Below are 23,475 nucleotides of genomic sequence, written 5' to 3' on the forward strand. Positions count from 1 at the left end.
GTGGCCGACCACAGCACACGCAGCGACGTCCTGATCGTCGGTGCCGGCAGCGCCGGATCCGTGCTGGCCGAACGCCTCTCGGCGGACCCGACGTGCCGGGTCACCGTCGTCGAAGCCGGCCCCGGCCCGGACGAACCGGGTGTCCGGGACCTCACTCGCAACGGCCTGCAGCTGCCGATCGGCGCCGCGAGTCCGCTGGCTCAGCGCTATCGCACCCGACTCACCGACGATCCGGCCCGGGACGCCGATATCGTCCGCGGTGTGACGGTGGGCGGCTCCGGTGCGGTCAACGGCGGTTACTTCTGCCGGGCGCTGCCCGTCGACTTCGACGGACCTGCGCTGCCGGGCTGGTCATGGAGCGAGGTGATACCGCACTACCGGGCCATCCAGACCGATCTGGATTTCCCCGACCGCGCAGACGGTGGCCCCATCGCCATCCGGCGTACCAACGAACTTGTCGGCAGCACAGCAGCATTCGTCGACGCCGCCCGGGACGCCGGACTGCGCTGGTTGCCCGACCTCAACGCTGAGCCCATCGGGGAGAACTCGCCCCCCGGCATCGGGGCGGTGCCCCTGAACATTGTCGACGGTGTGCGCGGCGGCCCTGGCGCGGCCTTCCTGGAGCCGGCCGCCGCCCGCCCCAACCTGACCGTGCTGCCGCGCACCCGGGTCCTGCGTATCCGGCTTTCCGGCAGCCGCGCGGTCGGCGTCGAGACCGTCGGTCCGGACGGGCCGAGTGTGTTGGAGGCCGACCGGGTGGTGCTCTCGGCGGGTGCCATCTCCTCCGCGCAACTGCTCATGCTCTCGGGCATCGGACCCGCCGCGACCCTGCGCCGGCTTGGCATTGCGGTATCGGCCGACCTAGCTGTGGGGCGGCGGACCTGGGATCACCCGGAGTGGGTGCTGCCGACAACGTGGACCGTCGCCCCGCAGCGGCCGGTGCTCGAGGTGGTGCTGGTGATCGATGGCATCGAGATCCGGCCATACACAGGTGGTTTCATCGCCATGGTCGGCGACGGCACCGCCGGCCGTCCGGATTGGCCCCATCTCGGGGTGGCGCTGATGAACCCTCGGGCCGCTGGGCGCCTGTCCCTGCACTCCACCGACCCCATGGTCGCCCCGTCGATAGAGCACCATTACGACAGGGCGGGTGAGGATACCGCCGCGTTAAGGCACGGCTGCGAGTACGCCGTCGAAGTACTCGGAACCACAACGCAGCTTGGCGAGCCGATGTGGTCGACCTCCCAGCATCTCTGCGGCACGGCCCCGATGGGTCTGGACACCGACGAGCACGCCGTCGTCGATCCGCGGTGCCGAGTGCGGGGGATTGACCGTCTCTGGGTGGTGGACGGCTCAGTGCTGCCCCGCATCACCAGCCGTGGCCCCCACGCGACGATCGCGATGATCGGCCACCGCGCCGCCGAATTCGTCTCGGCGGGTTAACTTTCGGACCAGCCGGAATTGGCGTCCGTCACGGCCGGGAGCCCACAGCCCGATCAGCACCGCGGCGAGCGCGACGAGAATCGCGAGCACCACGATCGAGCTCTGCATTGCGTGCAGGAAGGCCGACTTGCTGATGTCGGCCACCTGAACGCCGGCCGGTCCCAGCCGGCTGGACACCGCCAGCGCTTCGGCCAGTGACCCACCGGCGGCCTGACGAACCGGCGGCGGGAACGCTGCCAGTTGGTCGCCGAGGCGGTGGGTGTATTGGCCGGCCAGCACCGAACCCGCCAGAGCGATGCCCAGCGCGGCACCGACTTCGCGGACTGTGTCGTTGACCGCCGATGCCACGCCCTGCTTGTCGTCGGGTGCAGCATTCATGATGGCCGAAGTGGTCGGTGCGGTGCACAGCCCCACCCCGGTGGCCAGCACCAGCAGCGGCCAGGCAAGGCTGAGGTAGGACGAGTCCACTCGCAGGGTCAGCAGACAGGCGAATCCGGCTGTCAGGAAGAGCAATCCGGTGGAGACGACCGTGCGCAACCCCAGCCGCGGCAGATACCACGACGAGGTCACGGACAGCACGGCCAGCGGGAATACCAGCGGGGTCAACGCCAACGCGGTTTGCAACGCCGAGTACCCCAAAATCAGCTGCGTGTACTGCATGACCAGGAACATGAACCCGAAGTTGGCCAGGAACAACACTGCGATCGCCGCCGCGCCGGTGGCGAAATCGGCTCGCCGGAACAAGGATACGTCGAGCAGCGGATGCGTTCGGTGTGGACCTCGAGTACGCCGAAGGCCACCGCCAGCGCCAGCCCCGCAGCCAGGCAGCAGATCACCAGCGGATCCGACCAGCCTCGTTGGGGCGCTTCGACGATGCCGAACACCAGTACCGCGACGGCGCCTGCGATCAGTGCCGCGCCGGGCCAGTCGAGCGGGGGAGTGGTCGCGTCGCGCGAATCGCTGACCGTCCAGGTCAGCGCGAACAGCAGCGCAGCTGCGCCGGCCAGCGCCCAGAAGATCGACTGCCACGGCCAAAAGTGCAGCAGCACACCAGAACCCAGCATTCCGAGAACCGCGCCGCTGCCGGCCACCGCTGCCCAGATCCCGACTGCCTTCGTGCGTTCCGACTTCGGATAGACGACCGTCAGAAGGGAGAGGGTGGCCGGCATGACGAACGCGGCCCCTGCTCCGGCGACCGCACGGGCGGCGATGATCTGAATCGGTGCATCGAGGAAGATCGGCGCCAGGGAAGCCAGCATGAAAATGGCCAGACCGATCAGCAGAGCACCGCGACGGCCGTAGCGGTCGCCGATGGCCCCGGCCGGGAGCAGTAGGCAGGCCAGCACCAGGGTGTAGCTGTCCACGACCCAGGTCAGCTGGGACTGGTTGGCCGACGTCGAGACGGCGATGTCGCCCAGCGCGGTATTGAGGGCGATCATCGAGGAGATCACCAGCGCCACGCCCAGGCAGGCGACGGTCAATGTCCATGTTCGCTGCCGAGTCGAGACGTTCCGGAGTCGGGTGTCGGTACCCTTGTCGGGCCGGATCAAGGTGTCCACACGGGGGCCCTTCTTTCGGTCGCAAGTCCAACTATGGGACTATCCGTCTCAAAAATATTCAAACGTGCTGACCGGCACCGGGGAGGATTCCATTCATGGCGAGCCGACGCAGCGACCCCAGACCTGCGCGCTCGCGCGCGCGGTTACTGGACGCCGCAACGGCATTGCTGCGCACCGGCGGCCCCAGCGCGGTCACCGTCGACGCCGTCACCCGCGGCGCCAACGTCGCGCGGGCAACTCTGTACCGGCATTTTCCCAGCGGGAACGATCTGCTGGCCGCGGCGTTCCACAGCCTCATTCCGCCCGCCCCGATGCCGCCGGAGACCGGGACGTTGCGGGAGCGCCTGCTCGCGCTGTTGCAGGCGCAGGCCGACCTCATCTCGGAGACCCCAGCCCTGCTGTCGGCGACCTACTGGCTGGCTCTGGGTCCGGACATGGAGCACCTGCCGGGCAAGGACGAGGGCTCGGACAGCCCGGAGGTCCGCACCCTGCGGGAGCGGGTCGCTCAGCAGTACGGCGCTCCGTTCGACGCGATCTTCGACAGTCCCGACGCCCGGCGTGAACTCGGCGAGGTCGACCGCGCGCAGGCCATCATGCTCTTGATCGGCCCACTGGTTGCCGGTCGGATCAGTACGCTCGCAGACTTCGATTACCGCGAGTGCGCCCGCGCTGCGGTGGACGGCTTTCTGGCCGTCCACCGGATCGGTGACATCACTTCAGCGAGTAGCGAATCGGCAGGCGCTTGAGGCCGCCGACGAAGGTGGTGGCCATGAGTTCGGGTTCGCCCGCGAGTTCGATGGACTTGATACGCGGGACGAGTTCGGTGAAGAAGCTGTTCATCTCCATGCGGGCCAGCGCTGCGCCCAGGCAGAAGTGCACGCCGTAGCCGAAGGACAGGTGCTTGTTGGGGTCGCGGCCGACGTCGAAGCGCATCGGGTCGGCGAAGACTTCTTCGTCGCGGTTGGCCGAGACATAGGACAGCAGTACGGCTTCGCCCTCGGCGATGGGGACACCGCGGACCTCGGTGTCGGCCTGGGCGGTGCGCATGAACTCCTTGACCGGAACGATGCAGCGGATCATCTCCTCGACCGCGGTGCCCATCAGGGACGGATCGTTCTGCAACCGCTGGAGCTCACCCGGGTTGCGGATGAGTTCCAGTAGCCCGCCGGCGATTCCGGCGCTGGTGGTGTCGTGGCCGGCGCTGGCGACGATGACGTAGTAGGAGGCGGTGTCCATGTCGGACAACGGTTCTCCATTGATCGTGGCGTTCGCGATCGCCGAGCTGAGATCCTCGGTGGGATGCTCGCGGCGCGAGGCGGTCAGCGCGTTGAAGTAGTTGAAGAAGTCCAGCAGCACCGCGAGCATGTCGTCGGTCTTGCCGCCGCGCTGGAACTCTTCGTCATCGCCGCCGAACATCTCCTGGGTGAGCTTGAGCATCCGCGGGAAATCCGACTCCGGCAGGCCCAGCAGCGACAAGATGATGTAGAGCGGAAAGTTGACCGCGATCTCCTGCACGAAGTCGAGCTCCGGTCCACGCTCGAGCATCTTGTCGACATAGATCTTTGCCAGCTCGTCACAGCGGGTCTTCAACGCGCGCATGGCTTTCGGGCGGAACCAGTCAGCGCCGATCTTGCGCATGTCGCGGTGCAGCGGGTCGTCCATGTGAATCAGCGTGCGCAGGCCGATCCCGGCTTCCATCTGTGCGCGCAACACGTCGTCGGCTTCGGCGATCGCCAGCAGCGGCCGCGGATCGTTGGTGAACAGGTCATTCTGACGTTCGATGTCCATGATGTCGGCGTGCTTGGTGATCGCCCAGAACGGCCGGTATCCCTCGGCCTCGACCCACGACACGGGGGCATGTGCACGCAGGTGAGCAAGCGATTCGTGCATCCGCTGCTCATCGGTGTAGCCCAGCGGACTGGCCAGAACCCGGGCCGCTTTGTCCATGATCCGTGGGGTCATCGGGTCTCCTCGCTCAACTCATACCAGAAACTTGACGGGTGTCAGGTTCCTAGTTTGGCGTGGATTCTTCCAGGTCGCAGGCAAATCGTGGGAATTGCCAGGTCATGGCTCGAGCGGCCCGCCGCGTAGGCTCGGTTCTCGTGCCACACCAATCGAGGAGCCGACGAGTGCACTGCGCAATGGTGCTGCTCATGGCCCTGGTCGTGGCCGCGTGCGCACGGAACAGCGGTGAGCCACAACGTCAGGTGGCCGCGCCCGCCGAGCCGGGGCCGGCGGTGGTGCAGACCGCGGCCGGTGCGCTGCGCGGCGTGGTGGCCCCGGGCTATCGGGTCTTCAACGGCATTCCCTACGCGGCCGCACCGGTGGGGCCGCTGCGCTGGCAACCGCCGCAGCCGGCGGCGCCGTGGCCCGGTGTGCGTGATGCCACCAAGCCGGGCCTGCGGTGCATCCAGGACACCACATATGACCCCGACTACGGGCGGCCCACCGGAGAGGACTGCTTGAACCTCAATGTTTGGACCCCTGATGGTGCGAGCCGCTCCCATCAGAAGCCGGTGATGGTGTGGATTCACGGTGGTGGCTTCCTCAACGGCAGTGCCGACATCTACGACGCGCGCTGGATGGCCACCCAGGGCGACATCGTCGTCGTCACCGTCAACTACCGACTGGGGACCCTCGGGTTCCTGGCGGATCCCGCGTTGAGCCCGGACGGCGATGTCGGCAACTACGGTCTGGCCGATCAACAGGCCTCGCTGCGGTGGGTTCGTGACAACATCGCCGAATTCGGTGGTGATCCAACCAAAGTCACGATCGCCGGTGAATCGGCGGGTGCGATGTCGGTGTGCGATCACCTGATCGCGCCCGAGTCGACAGGCTTGTTTCGCGCCGCGATCCTGCAGAGCGGACCCTGCCAGGCGCAGGCCGATCGGCCCACCGCGCAACAGGTCAGCGCCGAGTACGCGTCCGCGGCGGGATGCACCGATCCGGCCGCGGTGGCGGCGTGCTTGCGTGCGCTGCCGGCCGATGCCCTGCGACGCGCCCCGCTCTATGTCGGGCTCGGCCCCGACAAGCTGACCGGTCCCGTCACCGGTACCGACCGGTTGCCGGTTGACCCGATGATCGCGTTCGCCTCGAGTCGGGTGCCCCGGATGCCGGTCCTCGTCGGCAGCAACGGTGACGAGTTCGCGATGTTCGCCGCAATCCAGTACCTCAAGGAGCGGCAGCTGCCGCCTTACCCGCAGTTGATGGCGAAGACGTTCGGCCCCGACGCGGCCGCGGTCGCCGAGCGCTATCCGCTGGATCGGTACGGGGGCAGTGTGGGCCTGGCGTATTCCGCCGCGGTCACCGACAGCGTATTCGCTTGTCCCGCTGACCGAATCGCGTCCAGCCTTTCGCACACCGGGCCGGTGTACGCCTACGAGTTCAACGACCGCACGGCCCCGGCGCCCGACCCGCTGCGCGCGGCCCCGTTCCCGGTGGGGGCCAGTCACTCGCTGGAGTTGCGGTACCTGTTCGACGTAGGCGGCGCCCGGCCGTTGGACCCTGCGCAACGCGTGTTGTCCGACCAGATGGTCGCCTACTGGAGCCAGTTCGTGAAGACCGGCTCTCCCGAGGTGTCGGGGTTGCCGGTGTGGCCGGAGTTCGGCGCCGACGTGGCCACCGGCAAGCGGATATCGCTGCAGACCGGCGAATTGACGGTCACCACCGACTTCGGTTCGCGGCACCAGTGCCCGTTCTGGACCAGTCGCAGCGGTGCGCGCTAGCCGCTCCAGCGCGGGTGGGCCACCACGGCCAATGCTTCGGCGACATCGGCCGCCAGCGGCCTGCGGCGGTCTCCGCGATTCCTCACCCACTGCTGAAAGGCGAAATCCGCTGCTGCAAAGGATAATTGGACCAGCAGTCCGGGGCGCAAATCTTGGCTCGGGTCGGCGGTCATACGCGCAGCCACGAGCTGAATCATCTGTTCGCGGTCCGCGGTCGACAGCAGCGTCGCCCGGTCGAGCAACTCGGGTGCGGTGAGGATCGCCGCGCGCCAGTTCTCCAAATCGACGTCCTCGAACGACCCGACCCGGCTGACGATCGCGGCGGCCAGTGCGACGTCGGGTGACTCGTCGCGCGGACGACGCAGCAGCAGCGACGCGATCGCGGCATTGCCGCGCTGCACCGCTCCGAGCAGCAGATCCTCCTTGGTCGCGACGTGGCGGAAGAATGTTCGCGGTGACACCGATGCTTCGGCGGCGATGTCGTCGGTGGTGACGTTGCCGAATCCTCGTGCGGCGAAAAGCCGGTAGGCCGCGGCGTGGATATCGGCGCGCACCTGCGCCCGCTGCCGGTCCCGCAGTGTCGGCGGCCGCTCGGCGGGCGGGCTGCTCACCTGTAGGTTCCCATCCCGCCGTCGATGTTTATGGTCTGGGCGGTCATGTACGAGGCGTCGCGGCTGATCAGGAAGGCGACCACCGCGCCGATGTCGGCGTGGGTGTCGCCGATGCGGCGCAGCGGTACACCTTTGACGATCTTGTTGTAGATGTCGGGGTGTGCGTCGCTCCATCCTGCGACACCGTCGGAGTTGGCGAACGGGCACACCACGTTGACCCGGATGTTGTCGACACCCCATTCCAGCGCAGCGACTTTCGACATACCGCGAATCGCCTCTTTGGCGCCGGCGTAGGCCCCGAACGACTTCTGTCCGCCGGTGCCGCTGCCGGAGCCGAAGTTCACGATGGACCCGCCGCCGGCGGCTTTCAGCACCGGGTAGGCGGCCTGCATGAGGAAGAAGGTGGCGCGCGGACCGATGTCGAAGACGAGATCGTAGTCTGCCATGGTGATGTCGGTGAACGGTTTGGGTTCATCGGTGGCGATCGCGTTGTTGATCAAAGCGTCTATCCCACTGAACGATTCGACCGCGACGTCGATGATGTGCTGATAGCTGGAGTGGTCGCACAGGTCGGCGACCAGCGGGACGGCGTGCTGGTCATCGCGGAGGGCTCCGGCGACCCCGATCACCCCCGGGTCGCGGTCCACCAGCAGCACGGAGGCGCCGCGTTCGAGCAGCGCCGCGCTGATTCCGCGGCCGACGCCCCGGGCCGCCCCCGTGACGATCACCCGGTGACCGCTCAGCGATCCCGGATGCCAGTAGGTCGCGTCAGGGGACACCACGATGTAACTCCTCCGATGTGCGTGCAGTACCCGGGAACTCGATGAATTCCACTGGTGTTCCGTCAGGATCCCTGACGAAGAACATCCGAACTCCGGCGATGTCGAACGGAGCCTGATCCGGCGGGAAGCCGGCCGCCTGCACCTGCCGGTAGGTGAGGTCGAGGTCGGTGACTGACAGCGAAATATTCTGGTTGCCGATGAATGACCGCTTCGCCGGGCGGCTCGCTGTACCCAACGACAGCAGCTCGATCGTCACTCCGCCGATCACGCCGCCCACCACCCGGCCCTGGTTTCCGTCGCCGCCGCCGAGTGCATGGTCGAACGGCTCGCCGGCCATGGTCTGGTCGAACAACACATCCATGCCGAGCAGCCCCCGGTAGAACTCCAGCGCCCGGTCCATGTCGGTGACTCCGACCACCAGGTGCGAAAACCGAAGGTCTCGAAGGCTTTCCACGGTTACCCAGCCAGGTGGGGTGCGGCCCGGCCGGCAATCAGCGGCAGGTCGAGATACGTCTTGATGCCCGGGGCGGCTTCGCAAACATAGGGGATGGCGCTGATGCAGTGGTTGGCGGTGGCCACCACGCCCGGATTGCGCTTGAGGCCCTCCTCGACCGTTTCCGGTTGCAGCCCTTTGAAAGTCAGTGACACATCGCAGTCACCGGTGACCTCCACCTCGAAGCGTTCGCCTTTCTCGCCGAGCGTCCACGGCGGGTCGAGTTCCACGTCGCACATCAGCCAGTTCACCGCAGCCGTGACGACCGGCTCGTCGTCGACGATGGCCTGCCACTTGAAGCGCCGGGCGGCCACGGTGCCTGCCTCCATCGGAACCACCAGCTGGTCGGTTCCGTGGACGGCGACGGCGACCTCCTGTGTGGAGCGGATGCGCGGATCGGACCGGAACCCCAACTGGTCGGCGACCATGCGCACCGACTGTTTGAAGCCTGCTTCCAGAAGCGCGGCAATGGGTCCGCTCATCGCCTGCTCCGGTGTCAGGCCGAACCCCATCACCTCTCGCACCACCAGCGGTGCGTTGTAGGTGCGGATGTCGGAGAACTCCTCGGCGCGGACATGGGTGATGGCGGCCGTGAGGGCGGAGATCATCAGCGGGAAGCGCTCGGTGATGCCGCCGGGGTGGATACCGGAACCGTGCAACGTCGCGTTGCCTGCGGCGCACGCCTGTTCGAGAGCCTGCACCGCGGGATTCTCCCGGTCCGGGTAGACCCACCCGACCGGGGTCACCACGTTCTTGCCGGAGCGCAGGATCTTGGCGACCACCGAATCGTCGGGAAGCAAGGGGGAGTACATGACGCAGTCGGCGTCCGTCGCCAGCAGCTCGTCGATGTCTGTCGTGGCGGCCACCCCGATCGGGGCTTCGCCGATCACGTCGCCGACATCGCGGCCGTGCTTGTCGGCGCTGTGAACCCAGCAGCCGACGAGTTCGAGTTCGGGATGGCGCAGCACGCCCTGGATTGCGGCCTTGCCCACACCGCCGGTTGCCCACTGAATGACGCGATACATAAGCGGCATCGTATGTCGATATGGCAGTAACTGTCAGGTATTTCAGTGCGGAATCGGGCAGACGGCCCGTCGGTCGGACGTATCGTCCGGCAAGGGACCTAGCCAGTTGGGGGCGACCATGGACAACACTCGTCTGGATCGCACCGGCGGCAGCGCCGGCATCGCTTTTGTCATCGCGACCGTGGTGGCCGCGCTGCTGACGGGTAAGCCCCCCGGGCCCGAGGCCAGCAACCAGGCCGTCCAACGATTCTTCATCGACCACCACAATCAAGTGGTGCTGCAGGGGTGGTTGTACGCGCTGGCAACCGGGCTGGTGATCTGGTTCGCGGTCGCCGTCCGCCGGCTGCTTCACACCGCATCCGCCGGTCGCCATCTCGGCGATCTGTTCTTCGTCGGCACGGTGGCCGTCGCCGCGTTGTCTTTCGTCTCGATGTCGATCCGGATCGTTGCGGCGGGGGCGGCGCACGAGCTGTCGGCCTCCGCGGTGCGTGCGGTGGGCGCCGACTTCAGCCTGGTCTTGCTGGCGCTGTGCGGCTTCATCGTCGCTCTGGCCGCGACCGGCTACGTGGGCTGCGTGTTTTCGCAAGCCGTTTTGCCGCGCTGGACCGGGTGGCTGGCCGTCATCGCTGCGGTGGTCAATGTGGTGGGGACGTTCAGCGTGTTCCTCGGCGGCGGCCCGTTCTCCATCGAAGGCGGGTGGGGAACGCTGCTACCCGTCGCCGCGACCGGAGTGTGGTACCTCGGGACCTCGGTCAGTCTGTATCGGGCCCACCAGACCGCCACTCGGGACCCGGCCGGGTAATAGCGCGCGGCAATAATTGCCCGGTACGCCGCTGCGATCCGGGTCGGCTGGGCGTGTCGCGCGACGCGTCCAAACCGACCCGCTACCAGGCTTCGGGCGGGTTTAGCTGGCGCTCCGGCCGAATTTGGCTGGTGCCGCGATCTAGGGCATACTGTTCGGGTTGCCTTGAGCCGGGTTCGCCTCCCATGCGGGAGCGTCCGCCCAAGGTGTACGACCGGCGCCCGAACGGGCGCGTCCGGTCCCCATCTCGGAGTGCGGCAGATTTATCCGTGCGTCGAGACTGCGTGAGGGCGACACACCCGACCGCGGGGGTCGGAGCACCAGAGACAGGTAAAGAGCGGCGGCGACAGCCAGCGCTGTAACTGTCCGGCCATGGCCGGCGGGAACCGCGCATGACCACCGTGTCCCTCCATGGGACCAAGCAGGAGTGAAGGTAGGAGAAGCGTGGCGGGACAAAAGATCCGCATCAGGCTCAAGGCCTACGACCACGAGGCCATTGATGCCTCGGCGCGCAAGATCGTGGAGACGGTCACCCGTACCGGTGCGAGCGTGGTTGGTCCGGTGCCGCTGCCGACGGAAAAGAATGTGTACTGCGTCATCCGCTCCCCGCATAAGTACAAGGACTCGCGGGAGCACTTCGAGATGCGCACGCACAAGCGACTCATCGACATCCTCGACCCGACGCCGAAGACCGTTGACGCTCTCATGCGCATCGATCTGCCGGCCAGCGTCGACGTGAACATCCAGTAGTAGGGGAGTCGACGAACAAATGGCACGAAAAGGCATTTTGGGCACCAAGCTGGGCATGACCCAGGTGTTCGACGAAAACAACCGGGTCGTCCCCGTCACGGTCGTCAAGGCCGGACCCAACGTGGTCACCCGCATCCGCACGCCCGAGCGTGACGGCTACAGCGCTGTGCAGCTCGCCTACGGCGAGATCAGCCCCCGCAAGGTCAACAAGCCGGTCACCGGTCAGTACGCCGCCGCCGGGGTCAACCCGCGCCGGCACCTGGCCGAGCTGCGCCTCGATGACGAGGCTGCTGCCGCCGACTACGAGGTCGGTCAGGAGCTGACGGCGGAGATCTTCGCCGACGGCGCCTACGTCGACGTCACCGGGACCTCCAAGGGCAAGGGCTTCGCCGGCACCATGAAGCGTCACGGCTTCAAGGGCCAGGGCGCCAGCCACGGTGCGCAGGCCGTGCACCGCCGGCCGGGCTCGATCGGTGGCTGCGCCACCCCGGGTCGCGTCTTCAAGGGCACCCGGATGTCCGGCCGCATGGGTAGCGATCGCGTCACCACGCAGAACCTGTTGGTGCACAAGGTCGATGCCGAAAACGGCGTGCTGCTGATCAAAGGTGCGGTCCCCGGCGTCAACGGCGGGCTCGTCATGGTTCGCACGGCAGTCAAACGAGGTGAGAAGTGACTCTGAAGATTGACGTTCGCACTCCGGGCGGCAAGAAGGACGGCACGGTTGAACTACCGGCTGACCTCTTTGACGTCGAACCCAACATCGCGTTGATGCATCAGGTGGTGACTGCGCAGTTGGCTGCCAAGCGGCAGGGCACGCACGCCACCAAGACTCGCGCTCAGGTCTCCGGCGGCGGCAAGAAGCCGTACCGGCAGAAGGGCACCGGGCGCGCCCGCCAGGGTTCGACCCGCGCGCCGCAGTTCACCGGTGGTGGCGTGGTGCACGGCCCGCAGCCCCGTGACTACAGCGAGCGGACCCCGAAGAAGATGATCCGCGCCGCACTGCGCAGCGCGCTGTCGGACCGGGCCCGCAACGAGCGGATCCACGCGATCACCGAGGTGCTGGAGGGGCAGACCCCGTCGACCAAGAGCGCCAAGGCGTTCCTGGCCTCGCTGACCGACCGCCGCAAGGTCCTGATCGTCATCGGCCGCACCGACGAGATCGGCGCGAAGAGTGTGCGCAACCTGCCCGGTGTTCATGTGATCTCGCCGGACCAGTTGAACACGTACGACGTGCTCAACGCTGATGACGTGGTGTTCTCGGTCGAGGCCCTGAACGCCTACATCAGCGCGAATACAAAGGACGAAAAAGAAGGAGTGTCGGTCTAATGGCAACCATCACCGACCCCCGCGACATCATCCTGGCGCCGGTCATCTCCGAGAAGTCCTACGGACTGATCGAGGACAACGTCTACACGTTCGTCGTCGCTCCCGGCTCGAACAAGACGCAGATCAAGATCGCCATCGAGAAGATCTTCAAGGTGAAGGTCGACTCGGTGAACACGCTGAATCGGCAGGGCAAGCGCAAGCGCACCCGCACCGGTTACGGACAGCGCAAGGGCACCAAGCGCGCGATCGTGACCCTGGCACCCGGCAGCAAGCCGATCGACCTATTCGGAGCTCCCGCCTGACCCGGCGGGAACGACTGCAGATAGAACTCAGGAATAGATAATGGGAATTCGCAAGTACAAGCCGACGACCCCCGGTCGCCGCGGTGCCAGCGTCTCCGATTTCTCCGAGATCACTCGCTCGACTCCGGAGAAGTCGCTGATCCGCCCGCTGCACAGCACAGGCGGTCGTAACGCCCACGGCCGAATCACCACCCGCCACAAGGGCGGCGGGCACAAGCGTGCCTACCGGGTGATCGACTTCCGGCGCAACGACAAAGATGGCGTCAACGCCAAGGTCGCTCACATCGAGTACGACCCCAACCGCACCGCGAACATCGCGCTGCTGCACTACCTGGACGGCGAGAAGCGCTACATCATTGCGCCGCAGGGTCTTTCGCAGGGCGACATCGTGGAGTCGGGCGCCAACGCCGACATCAAGCCCGGCAACAACCTGCCGCTGCGCAACATCCCCGCCGGTACCGTGATCCACGCTGTGGAGCTGCGTCCCGGTGGCGGTGCCAAGCTGGCTCGTTCGGCGGGCTCGAGCATCCAGCTGCTGGGCAAGGAAGGCGCCTACGCCTCCCTGCGTATGCCGTCGGGTGAGATCCGCCGTGTCGACGTCCGCTGCCGCGCCACCGTGGGCGAGGTCGGCAACGCCGAGCAGGCCAACATCAACTGGGGCAAGGCCGGCCGCATGCGGTGGAAGGGCAAGCGCCCCACCGTTCGTGGCGTGGTGATGAACCCGGTCGACCACCCGCACGGTGGTGGCGAGGGCAAGACCTCAGGTGGTCGCCACCCGGTCAGCCCGTGGGGTAAGCCCGAAGGTCGCACCCGCAAGCCCAACAAGCCGAGCGACAAGCTCATCGTCCGACGCCGGCGCACCGGCAAGAAGCGCTAGGCAGGAGATTAAGACATGCCACGCAGCCTGAAGAAGGGTCCGTTCGTCGACGACCATCTGCTCAAGAAGGTCGACGTCCAGAACGAGAAGAACACCAAGCAGGTCATCAAGACCTGGTCGCGTCGTTCGACCATCATCCCCGACTTCATCGGTCACACCTTCGCCGTCCACGACGGTCGCAAGCATGTGCCGGTGTTCGTCACCGAGGCGATGGTCGGCCACAAGCTGGGCGAGTTCGCACCGACGCGCACGTTCAAAGGTCACATCAAGGACGACCGGAAGAGTAAGCGGCGATGACGACTGCAACCACCGAATACCCGTCTGCGACGGCCAAAGCGCGCCACATCGGGATCTCGGCGAGTAAGGCTCGCCGGGTGATCAACCTGGTCCGCGGCAAGAGTGTCGAGGAAGCTCTCGACATCCTTCGCTGGGCGCCGCAGCAGGCCAGTGAGCCGGTCGCCAAGGTGATCGCCAGCGCTGCCGCCAACGCGCAGAACAACGACGGTCTGGACCCGGCGACCCTGGTCGTCGCGACCATCACCGCCGACGAGGGCCCGACCGCCAAGCGCATCCGGCCGCGCGCGCAGGGTCGCGCGTACCGAATCCGCAAGCGCACCAGCCACATCACGGTGATCGTCGAGAGCCGTCCGGAGCGCAAGGAGCGCTCTGCGGCGTCTGCTCGCTCGCGTCGTGCTCAGGCAAGCAAGGCGGCCGCGACGGCGCCGGCCAAGAAGGCTCCTGCCAAAAAGGCTCCGGCTGCCAAGAAGACGGCCGAACAGACGAAGGAGGGCTCGGAGTAGTGGGCCAGAAAATCAACCCCCACGGCTTCCGGCTCGGTATCACCACCGACTGGAAGTCCCGGTGGTACGCCGACAAGCAGTACGCGGACTACGTCAAGGAAGACGTGGCGATCCGCCGGCTGCTGGCCACCGGTCTCGAGCGCGCCGGCATCGCCGACGTGGAGATCGAACGCACCCGTGACCGGGTCCGTGTTGATATCCACACCGCGCGTCCGGGCATCGTGATCGGCCGTCGTGGCACTGAAGCCGACCGCATCCGCGCCGACCTGGAGAAGCTGACCGGCAAGCAGGTTCAGCTCAACATCCTCGAGGTGAAGAGCCCCGAATCGGTGGCGCAGCTGGTCGCCCAGGGAGTCGCCGAGCAGCTGAGCAACCGTGTGGCGTTCCGCCGCGCGATGCGCAAGGCGATCCAGTCGGCCATGCGGCAGCCCAACGTCAAGGGCATCCGCGTGCAGTGCTCGGGCCGTCTCGGCGGCGCCGAGATGAGTCGCTCGGAGTTCTACCGCGAAGGCCGGGTGCCGCTGCACACGCTGCGCGCCGACATCGATTACGGACTGTACGAGGCCAAGACCACGTTCGGCCGCATCGGCGTGAAGGTGTGGATCTACAAGGGCGACATCGTCGGCGGCAAGCGTGAGCTCGCCGCCGCCGCGCCCGCCGCTGACCGTCCGCGCCGCGAGCGTCCGTCGGGCACCCGCCCGCGCCGCAGCGGTGCGTCGGGCACCACCGCGACGAGCACCGAAGCCGGTCGTGCCGCCAGTGAAGAGACCGCGGAATCTGCGGTTCCCGTCACCGCGGAGGCGCCGGCCGTCGAGCCCGCCGCTGAAAACACGGAGAGCTAACTCATGCTGATTCCCCGTAAGGTCAAGCACCGCAAGCAGCATCACCCCCGGCAGCGTGGTATCGCCAGCGGTGGAACGTCGGTGTCGTTCGGTGACTACGGCATCCAGGCACTGGAGCACGCCTACATCACCAACCGGCAGATCGAGTCCGCTCGTATCGCCATCAACCGGCACATCAAGCGTGGCGGCAAGGTGTGGATCAACATCTTCCCGGACCGTCCGCTGACCAAGAAGCCCGCCGAAACCCGCATGGGTTCCGGCAAGGGTTCGCCCGAGTGGTGGGTGGCCAACGTCAAGCCCGGTCGCGTGCTGTTCGAGCTGAGCTACCCCAATGAGCAGATCGCGCGCGAAGCACTGACCCGCGCGATCCACAAGCTGCCGATCAAGGCACGCATCGTGACACGAGAGGAGCAGTTCTGATGGCTGTTGGCATCAGCGCCGGCGAACTGCGTGAGCTCACCGAAGAAGAGCTGACCGACAAGCTGCGGGAATCCAAGGAAGAGCTGTTCAACCTGCGCTTCCAGATGGCCACCGGGCAGCTGGACAACAATCGCCGGCTCCGCACCGTGCGTCAGGAGATTGCGCGCATCTACACCGTGCTGCGCGAACGTGAACTGGGTCTGGCCGCCGGACCCGCTGGTGAGGAATCGTAATGGCAGAAACAAAGGGCACCAAGCACACTGAGCGCACCGAGGAGTCGCGCGGCCGCCGCAAGACGGTCATCGGCTACGTGGTCAGTGACAAGATGCAGAAGACGATCGTCGTCGAGCTGGAGTCTCGCAAGAGCCACCCGCTCTACGGCAAGATCATCCGGACCACGACGAAGGTCAAGGCGCACGACGAGAATGGCGACGCCGGTATCGGCGACCGCGTCTCCCTGATGGAGACCCGCCCCTTGTCGGCGACCAAGCGCTGGCGTCTGGTCGAGGTCCTCGAGCGCGCCAAGTAATTTCTCTGCGCGAGCAGACGTAGAAGCCCCCGCACGCCCGGCGTGTCGGGGGCCTTTGCGTCTGGTGGCCTTCATGTCAGACTCGTGTCTGCTTGGCAATCTCACGGCAGCCTCGAGAAATGGGGAACGCGTATGACCACGGAGTTCAACGGCAAGATCGAACTGGATATCCGCGATTCCGAGGCGGACTGGGGCCCGTACGCGGCGCCGACCGCGCCCGACAACGCGCCTAACGTGCTCTACCTGGTGTGGGATGACATCGGCATCGCGACCTGGGACTGCTTCGGCGGGCTGGTGTCCATGCCGGCGATGTCGCGAGTCGCCGAGCGCGGTGTTCGGCTCTCGCAGTTCCACACCACGGCACTGTGTTCTCCGACTCGGGCGTCGCTGCTGACCGGACGGAACTCCACCACCGTCGGGATGGCGACCGTGGAGGAGTTCACCGATGGTTTCCCCGGCATCAATGGCCGGATTCCCGATGACACCGCGTTGATCTCGGAGGTGTTGGCCGAGCGCGGCTACAACACGTACTGCGTGGGCAAGTGGCACCTTACGCCGATCGAGGAGTCCAGCCTCGCGGCGACCCGCAGGCACTGGCCGTTGTCGCGCGGCTTCGAGCGGTTCTACGGCTTCATGGGCGGTGAAACCGATCAGTGGTATCCCGAGCTGATGTACGACAGCCACCCCGTGGAGGCGCCGGCCACGCCAGAGGAGGGCTACCACCTCTCGAAGGACTTGGCGGACAAGACAATCGAGTTCATCCGCGACTCCACGATGATCGCTCCCGACAAGCCGTGGTTCACCTATCTGTGCCCGGGGGCCGGGCACGCACCGCACCACGTGTTCTCCGAATGGGCCGACCGCTACTCCGGAACGTTCGACATGGGTTACGAGCGCTACCGCGAGATCGTGCTGGAGAACCAGAAGAAGCTCGGCATCGTGCCCCCGGAGACCGAACTGTCCGCGGTGAATCCGTACAACGACGTGACCGGACCCGACGGCCAGCCGTGGCCGGAGGGGGACACCGTGCGTCCGTGGGAATCGCTGTCCGACGAGGAGAAGCGGCTGTTCTCCCGGATGGCCGAAGTGTTCGCCGGCTTCCTGTCCTACACGGATGCCCAGATCGGCCGAATCCTGGACTATCTGGACGAATCCGGCCAACTGGACAACACGATCATCGTGGTGATCTCCGACAACGGCGCCAGCGGCGAGGGCGGGCCCAACGGGTCGGTCAACGAAGGCAAGTTCTTCAACGGATACATCGACACCGTCGGAGAGAGCATGCGGTTCTTCGACGAACTGGGCGGTCCCACCACCTACGGCCATTACCCGATCGGGTGGGCGATGGCGTTCAACACGCCCTACAAGCTGTACAAGCGCTACGCATCGCATGAAGGTGGCATCGCCGACACCGCAATCATCTCCTGGCCCAACGGAATTGCCGCGCACGGTGAAGTCCGGGACAACTACGTCAACGTCAGTGACATAACGCCGACCATCTATGAGTTGCTCGGCATCGACGTTCCGGAGACCGTGAAGGGAATCGCCCAGAAGCCACTCGACGGCGTGAGTTTCAAAGCAGCGCTGGAGGATTCGACGGCGCAGACCGGCAAGGAGACCCAGTTCTACACGATGCTGGGCACTCGGGGAATCTGGCACAAGGGATGGTTCGCCAGCGCGGTACACCCCGCTTCGCCGTCGGGGTGGTCGCATTTCGAGGCCGACCGCTGGGAGCTGTACCACATCGAGAACGACCGCAGCCAATGCCACGACCTCGCGGCCGAACACCCCGAGAAGCTGGCCGAGTTGCAGAAACTGTGGTTCAGCGAAGCGGAAAAATACAACGGCCTGCCGCTGTCCGACCTCAACGTGGGGGAGATGCTCGGCCGCTGGCGGCCCACCCTGGCCGGTGACCGGCCGCGCTACATCTACTACCCGAACACCGCGCCGGTCGGGATGGGCGCCTGCGTGAACATCGTCGGCCGTTCGTTCTCGGTGCTGGCCGAAGTGAACGTCAGCAGCCCCGACGTGCGCGGGGTGATGTTCAAGCAGGGGGCCGGCCACGGTGGCTACGTATTGTTCGTCGACGACGGACGCTTGCAGTTCGTCTACAACTTCTTCGGTGAAGACGAACAACGGGTGATCGCCCCGGACCCGCTCCCGCTCGGGGACCACATCCTGGGGGTGGGTTACGCCCGGACCGGCACGGTCGACGGCAGCCACACCCCGGTCGGTGACGCCACGCTCTACGTCGACGGGGCCGCGGTGGCCACGCTGGCCGGTGTGAAAGCTCACCCGTTCACCTTCGGGCTGGCCGGTGGCGGGGTCAGTGTCGGCCGAAATCTGGGCCAGGCGGTCTCGGCCGCCTACCAGGCACCTTTCAGCTTCACCGGAGGAACCATCGCGCAGGTTGTGGTCGATGTGTCGGGCGCCCCGTACGTCGACGCGGAGCGGGAGCTCGCGGCGGCCTTCGCCAGGGACTGAGCGCCGCGTCATACTGGAGCTGTGACTCGGCTGGTATGTGCCGCTGCGGCGGTGATGGTACTGGCCGTCCCAGGCGTTGCCGCCTGCACGCGAAACAGCGACGGGATCCCGGTCCGTGCCGAGGCGTCCACCTCCGCCGGCAGCGTCGCACCCACGTCGGCGTTGCCGGCGACCGGGGAGACCGACGAGCCCGAGTCGTCACAACCCGGCGTGCTGGAGACCACCAAGGTGCCGGTCCCGCCGAACGCGGTCGTGTGCAGGCAGGACCAGCAGGGGCAGACGGCGGTGGCCGCCGTCGCCGACCCGGCCGCGCCCAAGATCACCATCCGGGTGCCGGCCGGATGGTCGGTGACCCGGGGCGCCGGCGACGTCGGTGCGTCGCTGTCCGGGCCGGACGACATGGTCGCCAAGGTGACCATCGCGGCCACCCCGCTGGAGGCGGCCGCCGCCTTCACCCGGTACGGCGACGACCTGATGGCCAAATACCCGATCAGCACGCTGAGCCTGCTCCCCGGCGACTTCTGCGGATTCAGCGGACAGAAACTGATCGGCACCTGGGCCCAGGATCCTGACGAGTCGTTGGAGTACCACGACCGCATCGCCCACATCTGGACCAATACCGGCAACTACCTGGTCGCCGTGCACGTGGAGGCGCCGTCGGGAGCGCCCGGTTTCGACGAGGCCGCCTCGGTGCTGACCGACAAGTTCAGCATCGTCATACCCTGAAGCCATGCTCACCGAGCTCGTCGAGGTGCCCGGCGGGGCGTTCCGGATGGGGTCGACGAGCTTTTATCCCGAAGAGGCGCCGATCCACACGGTCACCGTGGACGCCTTCGGCATCGAGCGGCACCCCGTCACCAACGCGCAGTTCGCCGAGTTCGTCGCTGCCACCGGGCATGTCACCGTGGCCGAGAAGGCACTCGACCCGGCGCTGTATCCCGGTGTGCCGCAAGCGGATCTGCAACCCGGCGCACTGGTCTTCCGGTCCACGGCGGGCCCGGTGGATCTGCGGGACTGGCGGCAGTGGTGGGACTGGGCGCCCGGGGCGAACTGGCGCGCACCGTTCGGGCCCGGCAGCGACATCGCCGACAAGGCCGACCATCCCGTCGTGCAGGTGGCCTACTCCGACGCGGCCGCGTACGCGCGGTGGGCCGGCCGGCGGCTGCCGACAGAGGCGCAATGGGAGTACGCCGCGCGGGCCGGCAGCACCACGGACTACGCCTGGGGTGCCGAGCCGACGGTCGACGGTTCGTTGATGGCCAACACCTGGCAGGGGCGGTTCCCGTACCGCAACGACGGGGCGCTGGGGTGGGCGGGAACCTCGCCGGTGGGCACTTTCCCGCCGAACGGATTCGGACTGGTCGACATGATCGGCAACGTCTGGGAATGGACGACAACGCGGTTCTCGGCCCACCACGTGCTGAACCAAAAGAACGGTTGCTGCCCGCCGCCGACCGAGCCCGACCCCGCCGTCAGCCAGGCCCTCAAAGGCGGCTCGCATCTGTGCGCCCCGGAGTACTGCCACCGGTTCCGCCCAGCCGCGCGCTCACCACAGTCGCAGGACACCTCGACCACGCACATTGGCTTCCGCTGCGTGGTGAACTGCGACGATTTGGAGCTTTTTCGCTCGTCACCTAGCATGTAGGGGTTGCCTAGGGCAGACCTCGGCCGGCGTTTGTCGGCCCTGCGTGCTCTTGGGTGACAAAGACCGCGCACGACAGGCTTCATTCTGGATTGCCTTTAGGGATTTTGTCGTGCACACAGTTACCAGATCGAGGAGATCTAGTGATTCAGCAGGAATCGCGGCTCAAGGTCGCCGACAACACGGGCGCCAAGGAGATCTTGTGCATCCGTGTTCTGGGTGGCTCGTCGCGGCGCTACGCCGGCATCGGCGACGTCATCGTGGCGACCGTCAAGGACGCCATCCCCGGTGGCAACGTCAAGCGCGGTGACGTGGTCAAGGCCGTCGTGGTGCGCACCGTGAAGGAACGTCGCCGCGCCGACGGCAGCTACATCAAGTTCGACGAGAACGCCGCCGTCATCATCAAGAACGACAACGACCCGCGAGGCACCCGCATCTTCGGACCGGTCGGTCGTGAACTGCGCGAGAAGAAGTTCATGAAGATCGTCTCGCTGGCCCCGGAGGTTTTGTAAATGAAGGTCCACAAGGGCGACACCGTCCTCGTCATCGCCGGGAAGGACAAGGGCGCCAAGGGCAAGGTCCTGCAGGCCTACCCGACCCGTAACCGCGTCCTCGTCGAGGGCGTCAACCGGATCAAGAAGCACACCGCGCAGTCGGCCAACGAGCGTGGCGCATCCTCGGGCGGCATCGTCACCCAGGAAGCTCCGATCCACGTCTCGAACGTGATGGTGGTCGACTCCGACGGCAACCCGACCCGCGTCGGCGTCCGCCGCGATGAGGAGACCGGCAAGAACGTCCGCATCGCCAAGAGCAACGGCAAGGACCTCTGAGAGATATGACTACCGCAGAAAAAGTTCAGCCCCGGCTGAAGGCGCGCTACCGCGAAGAAATCAAGGACGCGCTCAACAACGAGTTCAACTACGCCAACGTCATGCAGATCCCGGGCGTGGTCAAGGTCGTCGTGAACATGGGTGTCGGTGACGCCGCCCGCGACGCCAAGCTGATCAACGGCGCGGTCAACGACCTGGCGCTGATCACCGGCCAGAAGCCGGAGATCCGCAAGGCCCGCAAGTCGATCGCACAGTTCAAGCTGCGCGAAGGCATGCCGATCGGTGCGCGGGTGACCCTGCGCGGCGACCGGATGTGGGAGTTCCTCGACCGGCTGGTGTCGATCGCGCTGCCGCGTATCCGCGACTTCCGCGGCCTGAGCCCCAAGCAGTTCGACGGCCACGGCAACTACACCTTCGGACTCGCTGAGCAGTCGGTGTTCCACGAGATCGACGTCGATTCGATCGACCGTCCGCGCGGCATGGACATCACCGTCGTCACCTCGGCGACCAACGACGACGAAGGTCGGGCGCTGCTGCGCGCGCTGGGCTTCCCCTTCAAGGAGAACTGAGCAGATGGCAAAGAAGGCACTGGTCAACAAGGCCAATAAGAAGCCGAAGTTCGCCGTGCGGGCCTACACCCGCTGCAACAGGTGCGGCCGGCCGCACGCCGTGTTCCGCAAGTTCGGCCTGTGCCGAATCTGCCTGCGCGAGATGGCCCATGCCGGCGAACTGCCCGGTGTGCAGAAGTCCAGCTGGTAACAGACCCCTACAGAACAGGTGCGCAGCAGGCCCCCGAGGGAATCGACCCGAGTGGGAACCGTTGCGAGGAAGGTAGACAGGCCCAGTCATGACTATGACGGACCCGATCGCAGACTTTTTGACGCGTCTGCGTAACGCCAATTCGGCGTATCACGACGAAGTGACCCTGCCGCACTCGAAGATCAAGGCGAACATCGCCGAGATCCTCAAGAGCGAGGGTTACATCACCGATTTCCGCACCGAGGATGCTCGGGTCGGCAAGTCGCTTGTTGTCCAGCTCAAGTACGGCCCCAACCGCGAGCGCAGCCTCGCCGGTCTGCGCCGGGTGTCCAAGCCCGGTCTGCGGGTGTACGCGAAATCCACCAATCTGCCGCGGGTTCTCGGTGGGCTGGGCGTGGCGATCATCTCCACGTCCTCCGGCCTGCTGACCGACCGCCAGGCGTCCCGACAGGGCGTGGGCGGCGAAGTCCTCGCTTACGTCTGGTAGCGGGATAGGAGAAGCAGAACTATGTCGCGTATTGGTAAGCAGCCGGTGGTCATTCCCGCCGGAGTTGATGTGACGATCGACGGTCAGAATCTGTCGGTCAAGGGCCCGAAGGGCACGCTGGAGCTGTCGATCGCCGAGCCGATCACCGTGTCGCGCAGCGACGACGGCGCAATCGTGGTGAGCCGGCCGGACGACGAGCGGCGCAGCCGTTCGCTACACGGGCTGTCGCGCACGCTGGTGTCCAACCTGGTGACCGGTGTGACCCAGGGTTACACCACGAAGATGGAGATCTTCGGCGTCGGTTACCGCGTCCAGCTCAAGGGCAGCAACCTCGAGTTCGCGCTCGGGTACAGCCATCCCGTGGTCATCGAGGCCCCGGAGGGCATCACCTTCGCGGTGGAGACGCCCACCAAGTTCTCGATCACAGGTATCGACAAGCAGAAGGTCGGCCAGATCTCGGCGAACATCCGTCGGCTGCGCCGCCCGGACCCGTACAAGGGCAAGGGCGTGCGGTACGAGGGTGAGCAGATCCGCCGCAAGGTCGGAAAGACAGGTAAGTAAGCCATGGCTCAAGCACAGAAGGCAGCCAACGATCGGACGCCGGTCGGCACGAGTGTCTCGGCCGCGCGCCGGGTTTCGCGCCTGCGTCGGCACAACCGGCTGCGCAAGAAGGTCGTCGGCACCGCCGAGCGGCCGCGTCTCGTGGTCAACCGCTCCTCGCGGCACATCCACGTGCAACTCGTCAACGACGCCGAGGGTGTCACGGTCGCCGCAGCGTCGTCGATCGAGGCCGATGTCCGCGCCGTCGAGGGTGACAAGAAGGCCCACAGCGTGCGGGTCGGTCAGCTGATCGCCGAGCGCGCCAAGGCTGCAGGCGTCGAGGCCGTGGTGTTCGACCGCGGCGGCAACACCTACGGCGGTCGCATCGCGGCGCTGGCCGACGCGGCTCGCGAGAACGGACTCAAATTCTAATGACGAACAACGGAA

General features: G+C 66.4%; 30 protein-coding genes and 1 pseudogene. 25 read left to right on the plus strand and 6 right to left on the minus strand.

Translation table 11 applies throughout. The features are described from left to right. The gene (gene mftG, locus Y900_RS17575; RefSeq protein ID WP_036347120.1) at positions 1 to 1,443 is read left to right on the plus strand and encodes a mycofactocin dehydrogenase MftG; all 1,443 of its coding nucleotides are present in this window, start codon (positions 1 to 3) and stop codon (positions 1,441 to 1,443) included. Here mftG and Y900_RS17580 read toward each other — a convergent pair. Further along, positions 1,354 to 3,002: pseudogene (locus tag Y900_RS17580) on the minus strand (MFS transporter). The gene mftG and the pseudogene Y900_RS17580 sit on opposite strands and share 90 nt — an antisense overlap. Before the next feature lie 95 nt (positions 3,003 to 3,097). Here Y900_RS17580 and Y900_RS17585 point away from each other — a divergent pair. After that, positions 3,098 to 3,748, plus strand: a complete 651-nt coding sequence (locus Y900_RS17585) for a TetR/AcrR family transcriptional regulator (RefSeq protein ID WP_036343496.1) — start codon at positions 3,098 to 3,100, stop codon at positions 3,746 to 3,748. Here Y900_RS17585 and Y900_RS17590 read toward each other — a convergent pair. Continuing rightward, complete coding sequence (locus Y900_RS17590; RefSeq protein ID WP_036343497.1) at positions 3,714 to 4,964, minus strand: cytochrome P450; 1,251 nt, start codon at positions 4,962 to 4,964, stop codon at positions 3,714 to 3,716. The genes Y900_RS17585 and Y900_RS17590 overlap by 35 nt on opposite strands. Positions 4,965 to 5,155: 191 nt before the next feature. On the opposite strand from Y900_RS17590, the gene Y900_RS17595 reads away from it, so the two are divergent. Beyond that, positions 5,156 to 6,727, plus strand: a complete 1,572-nt coding sequence (locus tag Y900_RS17595) for a carboxylesterase/lipase family protein (RefSeq protein WP_237752587.1) — start codon at positions 5,156 to 5,158, stop codon at positions 6,725 to 6,727. Here Y900_RS17595 and Y900_RS17600 read toward each other — a convergent pair. Genes Y900_RS17600 through Y900_RS17615 form a run of 4 tightly spaced genes read right to left on the minus strand, consistent with a single transcriptional unit; the run spans position 6,724 to position 9,647 of the window. After that, positions 6,724 to 7,338 carry a TetR family transcriptional regulator gene (locus tag Y900_RS17600; protein WP_036343501.1) on the minus strand — a complete coding sequence of 205 codons (615 nt, stop codon included), beginning with the start codon at positions 7,336 to 7,338 and terminating at the stop codon, positions 6,724 to 6,726. The genes Y900_RS17595 and Y900_RS17600 overlap by 4 nt on opposite strands. Further along, positions 7,335 to 8,120, minus strand: a complete 786-nt coding sequence (locus Y900_RS17605) for an SDR family NAD(P)-dependent oxidoreductase (RefSeq protein ID WP_036343502.1) — start codon at positions 8,118 to 8,120, stop codon at positions 7,335 to 7,337. The genes Y900_RS17600 and Y900_RS17605 overlap by 4 nt, the downstream gene beginning before the upstream one ends. Then, the gene (locus Y900_RS17610) at positions 8,107 to 8,574 is read right to left on the minus strand and encodes a VOC family protein (RefSeq protein ID WP_036343503.1); all 468 of its coding nucleotides are present in this window, start codon (positions 8,572 to 8,574) and stop codon (positions 8,107 to 8,109) included. The genes Y900_RS17605 and Y900_RS17610 overlap by 14 nt, the downstream gene beginning before the upstream one ends. A gap of 2 nt (positions 8,575 to 8,576) precedes the next feature. Further along, positions 8,577 to 9,647, minus strand: coding sequence for an NAD(P)H-dependent amine dehydrogenase family protein (locus Y900_RS17615; RefSeq protein WP_051660124.1), 1,071 nt, complete (start codon positions 9,645 to 9,647; stop codon positions 8,577 to 8,579). 109 nt (positions 9,648 to 9,756) lie between these two features. On the opposite strand from Y900_RS17615, the gene Y900_RS30360 reads away from it, so the two are divergent. The 22 genes from Y900_RS30360 (at position 9,757) to rplR (ending at position 23,460) form a co-directional block, all read left to right on the plus strand. Continuing rightward, the gene (locus tag Y900_RS30360) at positions 9,757 to 10,440 is read left to right on the plus strand and encodes a hypothetical protein (protein WP_051660125.1); all 684 of its coding nucleotides are present in this window, start codon (positions 9,757 to 9,759) and stop codon (positions 10,438 to 10,440) included. 444 nt (positions 10,441 to 10,884) lie between these two features. Next, positions 10,885 to 11,190: a 30S ribosomal protein S10 gene (gene rpsJ / locus Y900_RS17625; protein ID WP_003883485.1), complete on the plus strand. Its 306-nt coding sequence runs from the start codon at positions 10,885 to 10,887 to the stop codon at positions 11,188 to 11,190. 19 nt (positions 11,191 to 11,209) lie between these two features. Continuing rightward, a complete protein-coding gene (rplC, locus tag Y900_RS17630; RefSeq protein WP_036343506.1) occupies positions 11,210 to 11,863 on the plus strand; it encodes a 50S ribosomal protein L3 in 654 nt (217 codons plus the stop codon). Then, complete coding sequence (gene rplD / locus Y900_RS17635; protein WP_036343507.1) at positions 11,860 to 12,516, plus strand: 50S ribosomal protein L4; 657 nt, start codon at positions 11,860 to 11,862, stop codon at positions 12,514 to 12,516. Before rplC ends, rplD begins: the two co-directional genes overlap by 4 nt. Further along, complete coding sequence (rplW, locus tag Y900_RS17640; protein WP_036343508.1) at positions 12,516 to 12,818, plus strand: 50S ribosomal protein L23; 303 nt, start codon at positions 12,516 to 12,518, stop codon at positions 12,816 to 12,818. The genes rplD and rplW overlap by 1 nt, the downstream gene beginning before the upstream one ends. 40 nt (positions 12,819 to 12,858) lie before the next feature. Further along, positions 12,859 to 13,695 (plus strand): 50S ribosomal protein L2, encoded by an 837-nt coding sequence (gene rplB, locus Y900_RS17645; protein WP_036343509.1) that lies wholly within the window; start codon positions 12,859 to 12,861, stop codon positions 13,693 to 13,695. Between the two features lie 15 nt (positions 13,696 to 13,710). Continuing rightward, complete coding sequence (gene rpsS / locus Y900_RS17650; RefSeq protein ID WP_003892827.1) at positions 13,711 to 13,992, plus strand: 30S ribosomal protein S19; 282 nt, start codon at positions 13,711 to 13,713, stop codon at positions 13,990 to 13,992. Then, positions 13,989 to 14,495: a 50S ribosomal protein L22 gene (gene rplV, locus Y900_RS17655; protein ID WP_036343511.1), complete on the plus strand. Its 507-nt coding sequence runs from the start codon at positions 13,989 to 13,991 to the stop codon at positions 14,493 to 14,495. Before rpsS ends, rplV begins: the two co-directional genes overlap by 4 nt. After that, a complete protein-coding gene (rpsC, locus tag Y900_RS17660) occupies positions 14,495 to 15,337 on the plus strand; it encodes a 30S ribosomal protein S3 (protein WP_036343513.1) in 843 nt (280 codons plus the stop codon). Before rplV ends, rpsC begins: the two co-directional genes overlap by 1 nt. A 3-nt stretch (positions 15,338 to 15,340) precedes the next feature. Continuing rightward, on the plus strand, positions 15,341 to 15,757 hold the full coding sequence (gene rplP, locus Y900_RS17665; RefSeq protein WP_036343514.1) for a 50S ribosomal protein L16: 417 nt from the start codon (positions 15,341 to 15,343) through the stop codon (positions 15,755 to 15,757). Further along, positions 15,757 to 15,990, plus strand: a complete 234-nt coding sequence (rpmC, locus tag Y900_RS17670; protein ID WP_036343516.1) for a 50S ribosomal protein L29 — start codon at positions 15,757 to 15,759, stop codon at positions 15,988 to 15,990. Before rplP ends, rpmC begins: the two co-directional genes overlap by 1 nt. After that, a complete protein-coding gene (gene rpsQ / locus Y900_RS17675; protein ID WP_036343518.1) occupies positions 15,990 to 16,286 on the plus strand; it encodes a 30S ribosomal protein S17 in 297 nt (98 codons plus the stop codon). The genes rpmC and rpsQ overlap by 1 nt, the downstream gene beginning before the upstream one ends. A 132-nt stretch (positions 16,287 to 16,418) precedes the next feature. Further along, positions 16,419 to 18,770: an arylsulfatase gene (locus Y900_RS17680; protein WP_036343519.1), complete on the plus strand. Its 2,352-nt coding sequence runs from the start codon at positions 16,419 to 16,421 to the stop codon at positions 18,768 to 18,770. Positions 18,771 to 18,791: 21 nt separating this feature from the next. After that, positions 18,792 to 19,496, plus strand: coding sequence for a hypothetical protein (locus Y900_RS17685; protein WP_051660126.1), 705 nt, complete (start codon positions 18,792 to 18,794; stop codon positions 19,494 to 19,496). Between the two features lie 4 nt (positions 19,497 to 19,500). After that, complete coding sequence (locus Y900_RS17690) at positions 19,501 to 20,415, plus strand: formylglycine-generating enzyme family protein (protein WP_036343522.1); 915 nt, start codon at positions 19,501 to 19,503, stop codon at positions 20,413 to 20,415. Positions 20,416 to 20,555: 140 nt separating this feature from the next. Then, positions 20,556 to 20,924, plus strand: a complete 369-nt coding sequence (rplN, locus tag Y900_RS17695; RefSeq protein WP_003892852.1) for a 50S ribosomal protein L14 — start codon at positions 20,556 to 20,558, stop codon at positions 20,922 to 20,924. Continuing rightward, positions 20,925 to 21,242, plus strand: a complete 318-nt coding sequence (gene rplX, locus Y900_RS17700) for a 50S ribosomal protein L24 (protein WP_036343525.1) — start codon at positions 20,925 to 20,927, stop codon at positions 21,240 to 21,242. 5 nt (positions 21,243 to 21,247) lie between these two features. After that, a complete protein-coding gene (gene rplE / locus Y900_RS17705) occupies positions 21,248 to 21,811 on the plus strand; it encodes a 50S ribosomal protein L5 (RefSeq protein WP_036343526.1) in 564 nt (187 codons plus the stop codon). 4 nt (positions 21,812 to 21,815) lie between these two features. Continuing rightward, positions 21,816 to 22,001 carry a type Z 30S ribosomal protein S14 gene (locus Y900_RS17710; protein WP_019510998.1) on the plus strand — a complete coding sequence of 62 codons (186 nt, stop codon included), beginning with the start codon at positions 21,816 to 21,818 and terminating at the stop codon, positions 21,999 to 22,001. An 88-nt stretch (positions 22,002 to 22,089) separates the two neighbouring features. Further along, positions 22,090 to 22,488 carry a 30S ribosomal protein S8 gene (gene rpsH / locus Y900_RS17715; RefSeq protein WP_036343529.1) on the plus strand — a complete coding sequence of 133 codons (399 nt, stop codon included), beginning with the start codon at positions 22,090 to 22,092 and terminating at the stop codon, positions 22,486 to 22,488. A gap of 21 nt (positions 22,489 to 22,509) precedes the next feature. Further along, positions 22,510 to 23,049 (plus strand): 50S ribosomal protein L6, encoded by a 540-nt coding sequence (gene rplF / locus Y900_RS17720; protein WP_036343532.1) that lies wholly within the window; start codon positions 22,510 to 22,512, stop codon positions 23,047 to 23,049. A 3-nt stretch (positions 23,050 to 23,052) separates the two neighbouring features. Beyond that, positions 23,053 to 23,460 (plus strand): 50S ribosomal protein L18, encoded by a 408-nt coding sequence (gene rplR / locus Y900_RS17725; RefSeq protein WP_036343534.1) that lies wholly within the window; start codon positions 23,053 to 23,055, stop codon positions 23,458 to 23,460. Positions 23,461 to 23,475: the final 15 nt, after the last annotated feature.

Origin of the sequence: Mycolicibacterium aromaticivorans JS19b1 = JCM 16368, assembly GCF_000559085.1 — a bacterium.
Lineage (GTDB): Bacteria > Actinomycetota > Actinomycetes > Mycobacteriales > Mycobacteriaceae > Mycobacterium > Mycobacterium aromaticivorans.

Bases quoted from the DNA above. Each gene is read 5' to 3' on its own strand.
- Y900_RS17590 (WP_036343497.1), bottom strand. From the start codon at position 4,964: ATGACCCCACGGATCATGGACAAAGCGGCCCGGGTTCTGGCCAGTCCG.
- rplF (WP_036343532.1), top strand. From the start codon at position 22,510: ATGTCGCGTATTGGTAAGCAGCCGGTGGTCATTCCCGCCGGAGTTGAT.
- rplR (WP_036343534.1), top strand. From the start codon at position 23,053: ATGGCTCAAGCACAGAAGGCAGCCAACGATCGGACGCCGGTCGGCACG.
- Y900_RS17710 (WP_019510998.1), top strand. From the start codon at position 21,816: ATGGCAAAGAAGGCACTGGTCAACAAGGCCAATAAGAAGCCGAAGTTC.
- rpsQ (WP_036343518.1), top strand. From the start codon at position 15,990: ATGGCAGAAACAAAGGGCACCAAGCACACTGAGCGCACCGAGGAGTCG.
- rplC (WP_036343506.1), top strand. From the start codon at position 11,210: ATGGCACGAAAAGGCATTTTGGGCACCAAGCTGGGCATGACCCAGGTG.
- Y900_RS17690 (WP_036343522.1), top strand. From the start codon at position 19,501: ATGCTCACCGAGCTCGTCGAGGTGCCCGGCGGGGCGTTCCGGATGGGG.
- Y900_RS17585 (WP_036343496.1), top strand. From the start codon at position 3,098: ATGGCGAGCCGACGCAGCGACCCCAGACCTGCGCGCTCGCGCGCGCGG.
- Y900_RS17595 (WP_237752587.1), top strand. From the start codon at position 5,156: ATGGCCCTGGTCGTGGCCGCGTGCGCACGGAACAGCGGTGAGCCACAA.
- Y900_RS17680 (WP_036343519.1), top strand. From the start codon at position 16,419: ATGACCACGGAGTTCAACGGCAAGATCGAACTGGATATCCGCGATTCC.
- rplW (WP_036343508.1), top strand. From the start codon at position 12,516: ATGGCAACCATCACCGACCCCCGCGACATCATCCTGGCGCCGGTCATC.
- rplE (WP_036343526.1), top strand. From the start codon at position 21,248: ATGACTACCGCAGAAAAAGTTCAGCCCCGGCTGAAGGCGCGCTACCGC.
- rpmC (WP_036343516.1), top strand. From the start codon at position 15,757: ATGGCTGTTGGCATCAGCGCCGGCGAACTGCGTGAGCTCACCGAAGAA.
- rplX (WP_036343525.1), top strand. From the start codon at position 20,925: ATGAAGGTCCACAAGGGCGACACCGTCCTCGTCATCGCCGGGAAGGAC.
- rplP (WP_036343514.1), top strand. From the start codon at position 15,341: ATGCTGATTCCCCGTAAGGTCAAGCACCGCAAGCAGCATCACCCCCGG.
- Y900_RS30360 (WP_051660125.1), top strand. From the start codon at position 9,757: ATGGACAACACTCGTCTGGATCGCACCGGCGGCAGCGCCGGCATCGCT.
- rplV (WP_036343511.1), top strand. From the start codon at position 13,989: ATGACGACTGCAACCACCGAATACCCGTCTGCGACGGCCAAAGCGCGC.
- rpsH (WP_036343529.1), top strand. From the start codon at position 22,090: ATGACTATGACGGACCCGATCGCAGACTTTTTGACGCGTCTGCGTAAC.
- rpsS (WP_003892827.1), top strand. From the start codon at position 13,711: ATGCCACGCAGCCTGAAGAAGGGTCCGTTCGTCGACGACCATCTGCTC.
- rplB (WP_036343509.1), top strand. From the start codon at position 12,859: ATGGGAATTCGCAAGTACAAGCCGACGACCCCCGGTCGCCGCGGTGCC.
- Y900_RS17615 (WP_051660124.1), bottom strand. From the start codon at position 9,647: ATGCCGCTTATGTATCGCGTCATTCAGTGGGCAACCGGCGGTGTGGGC.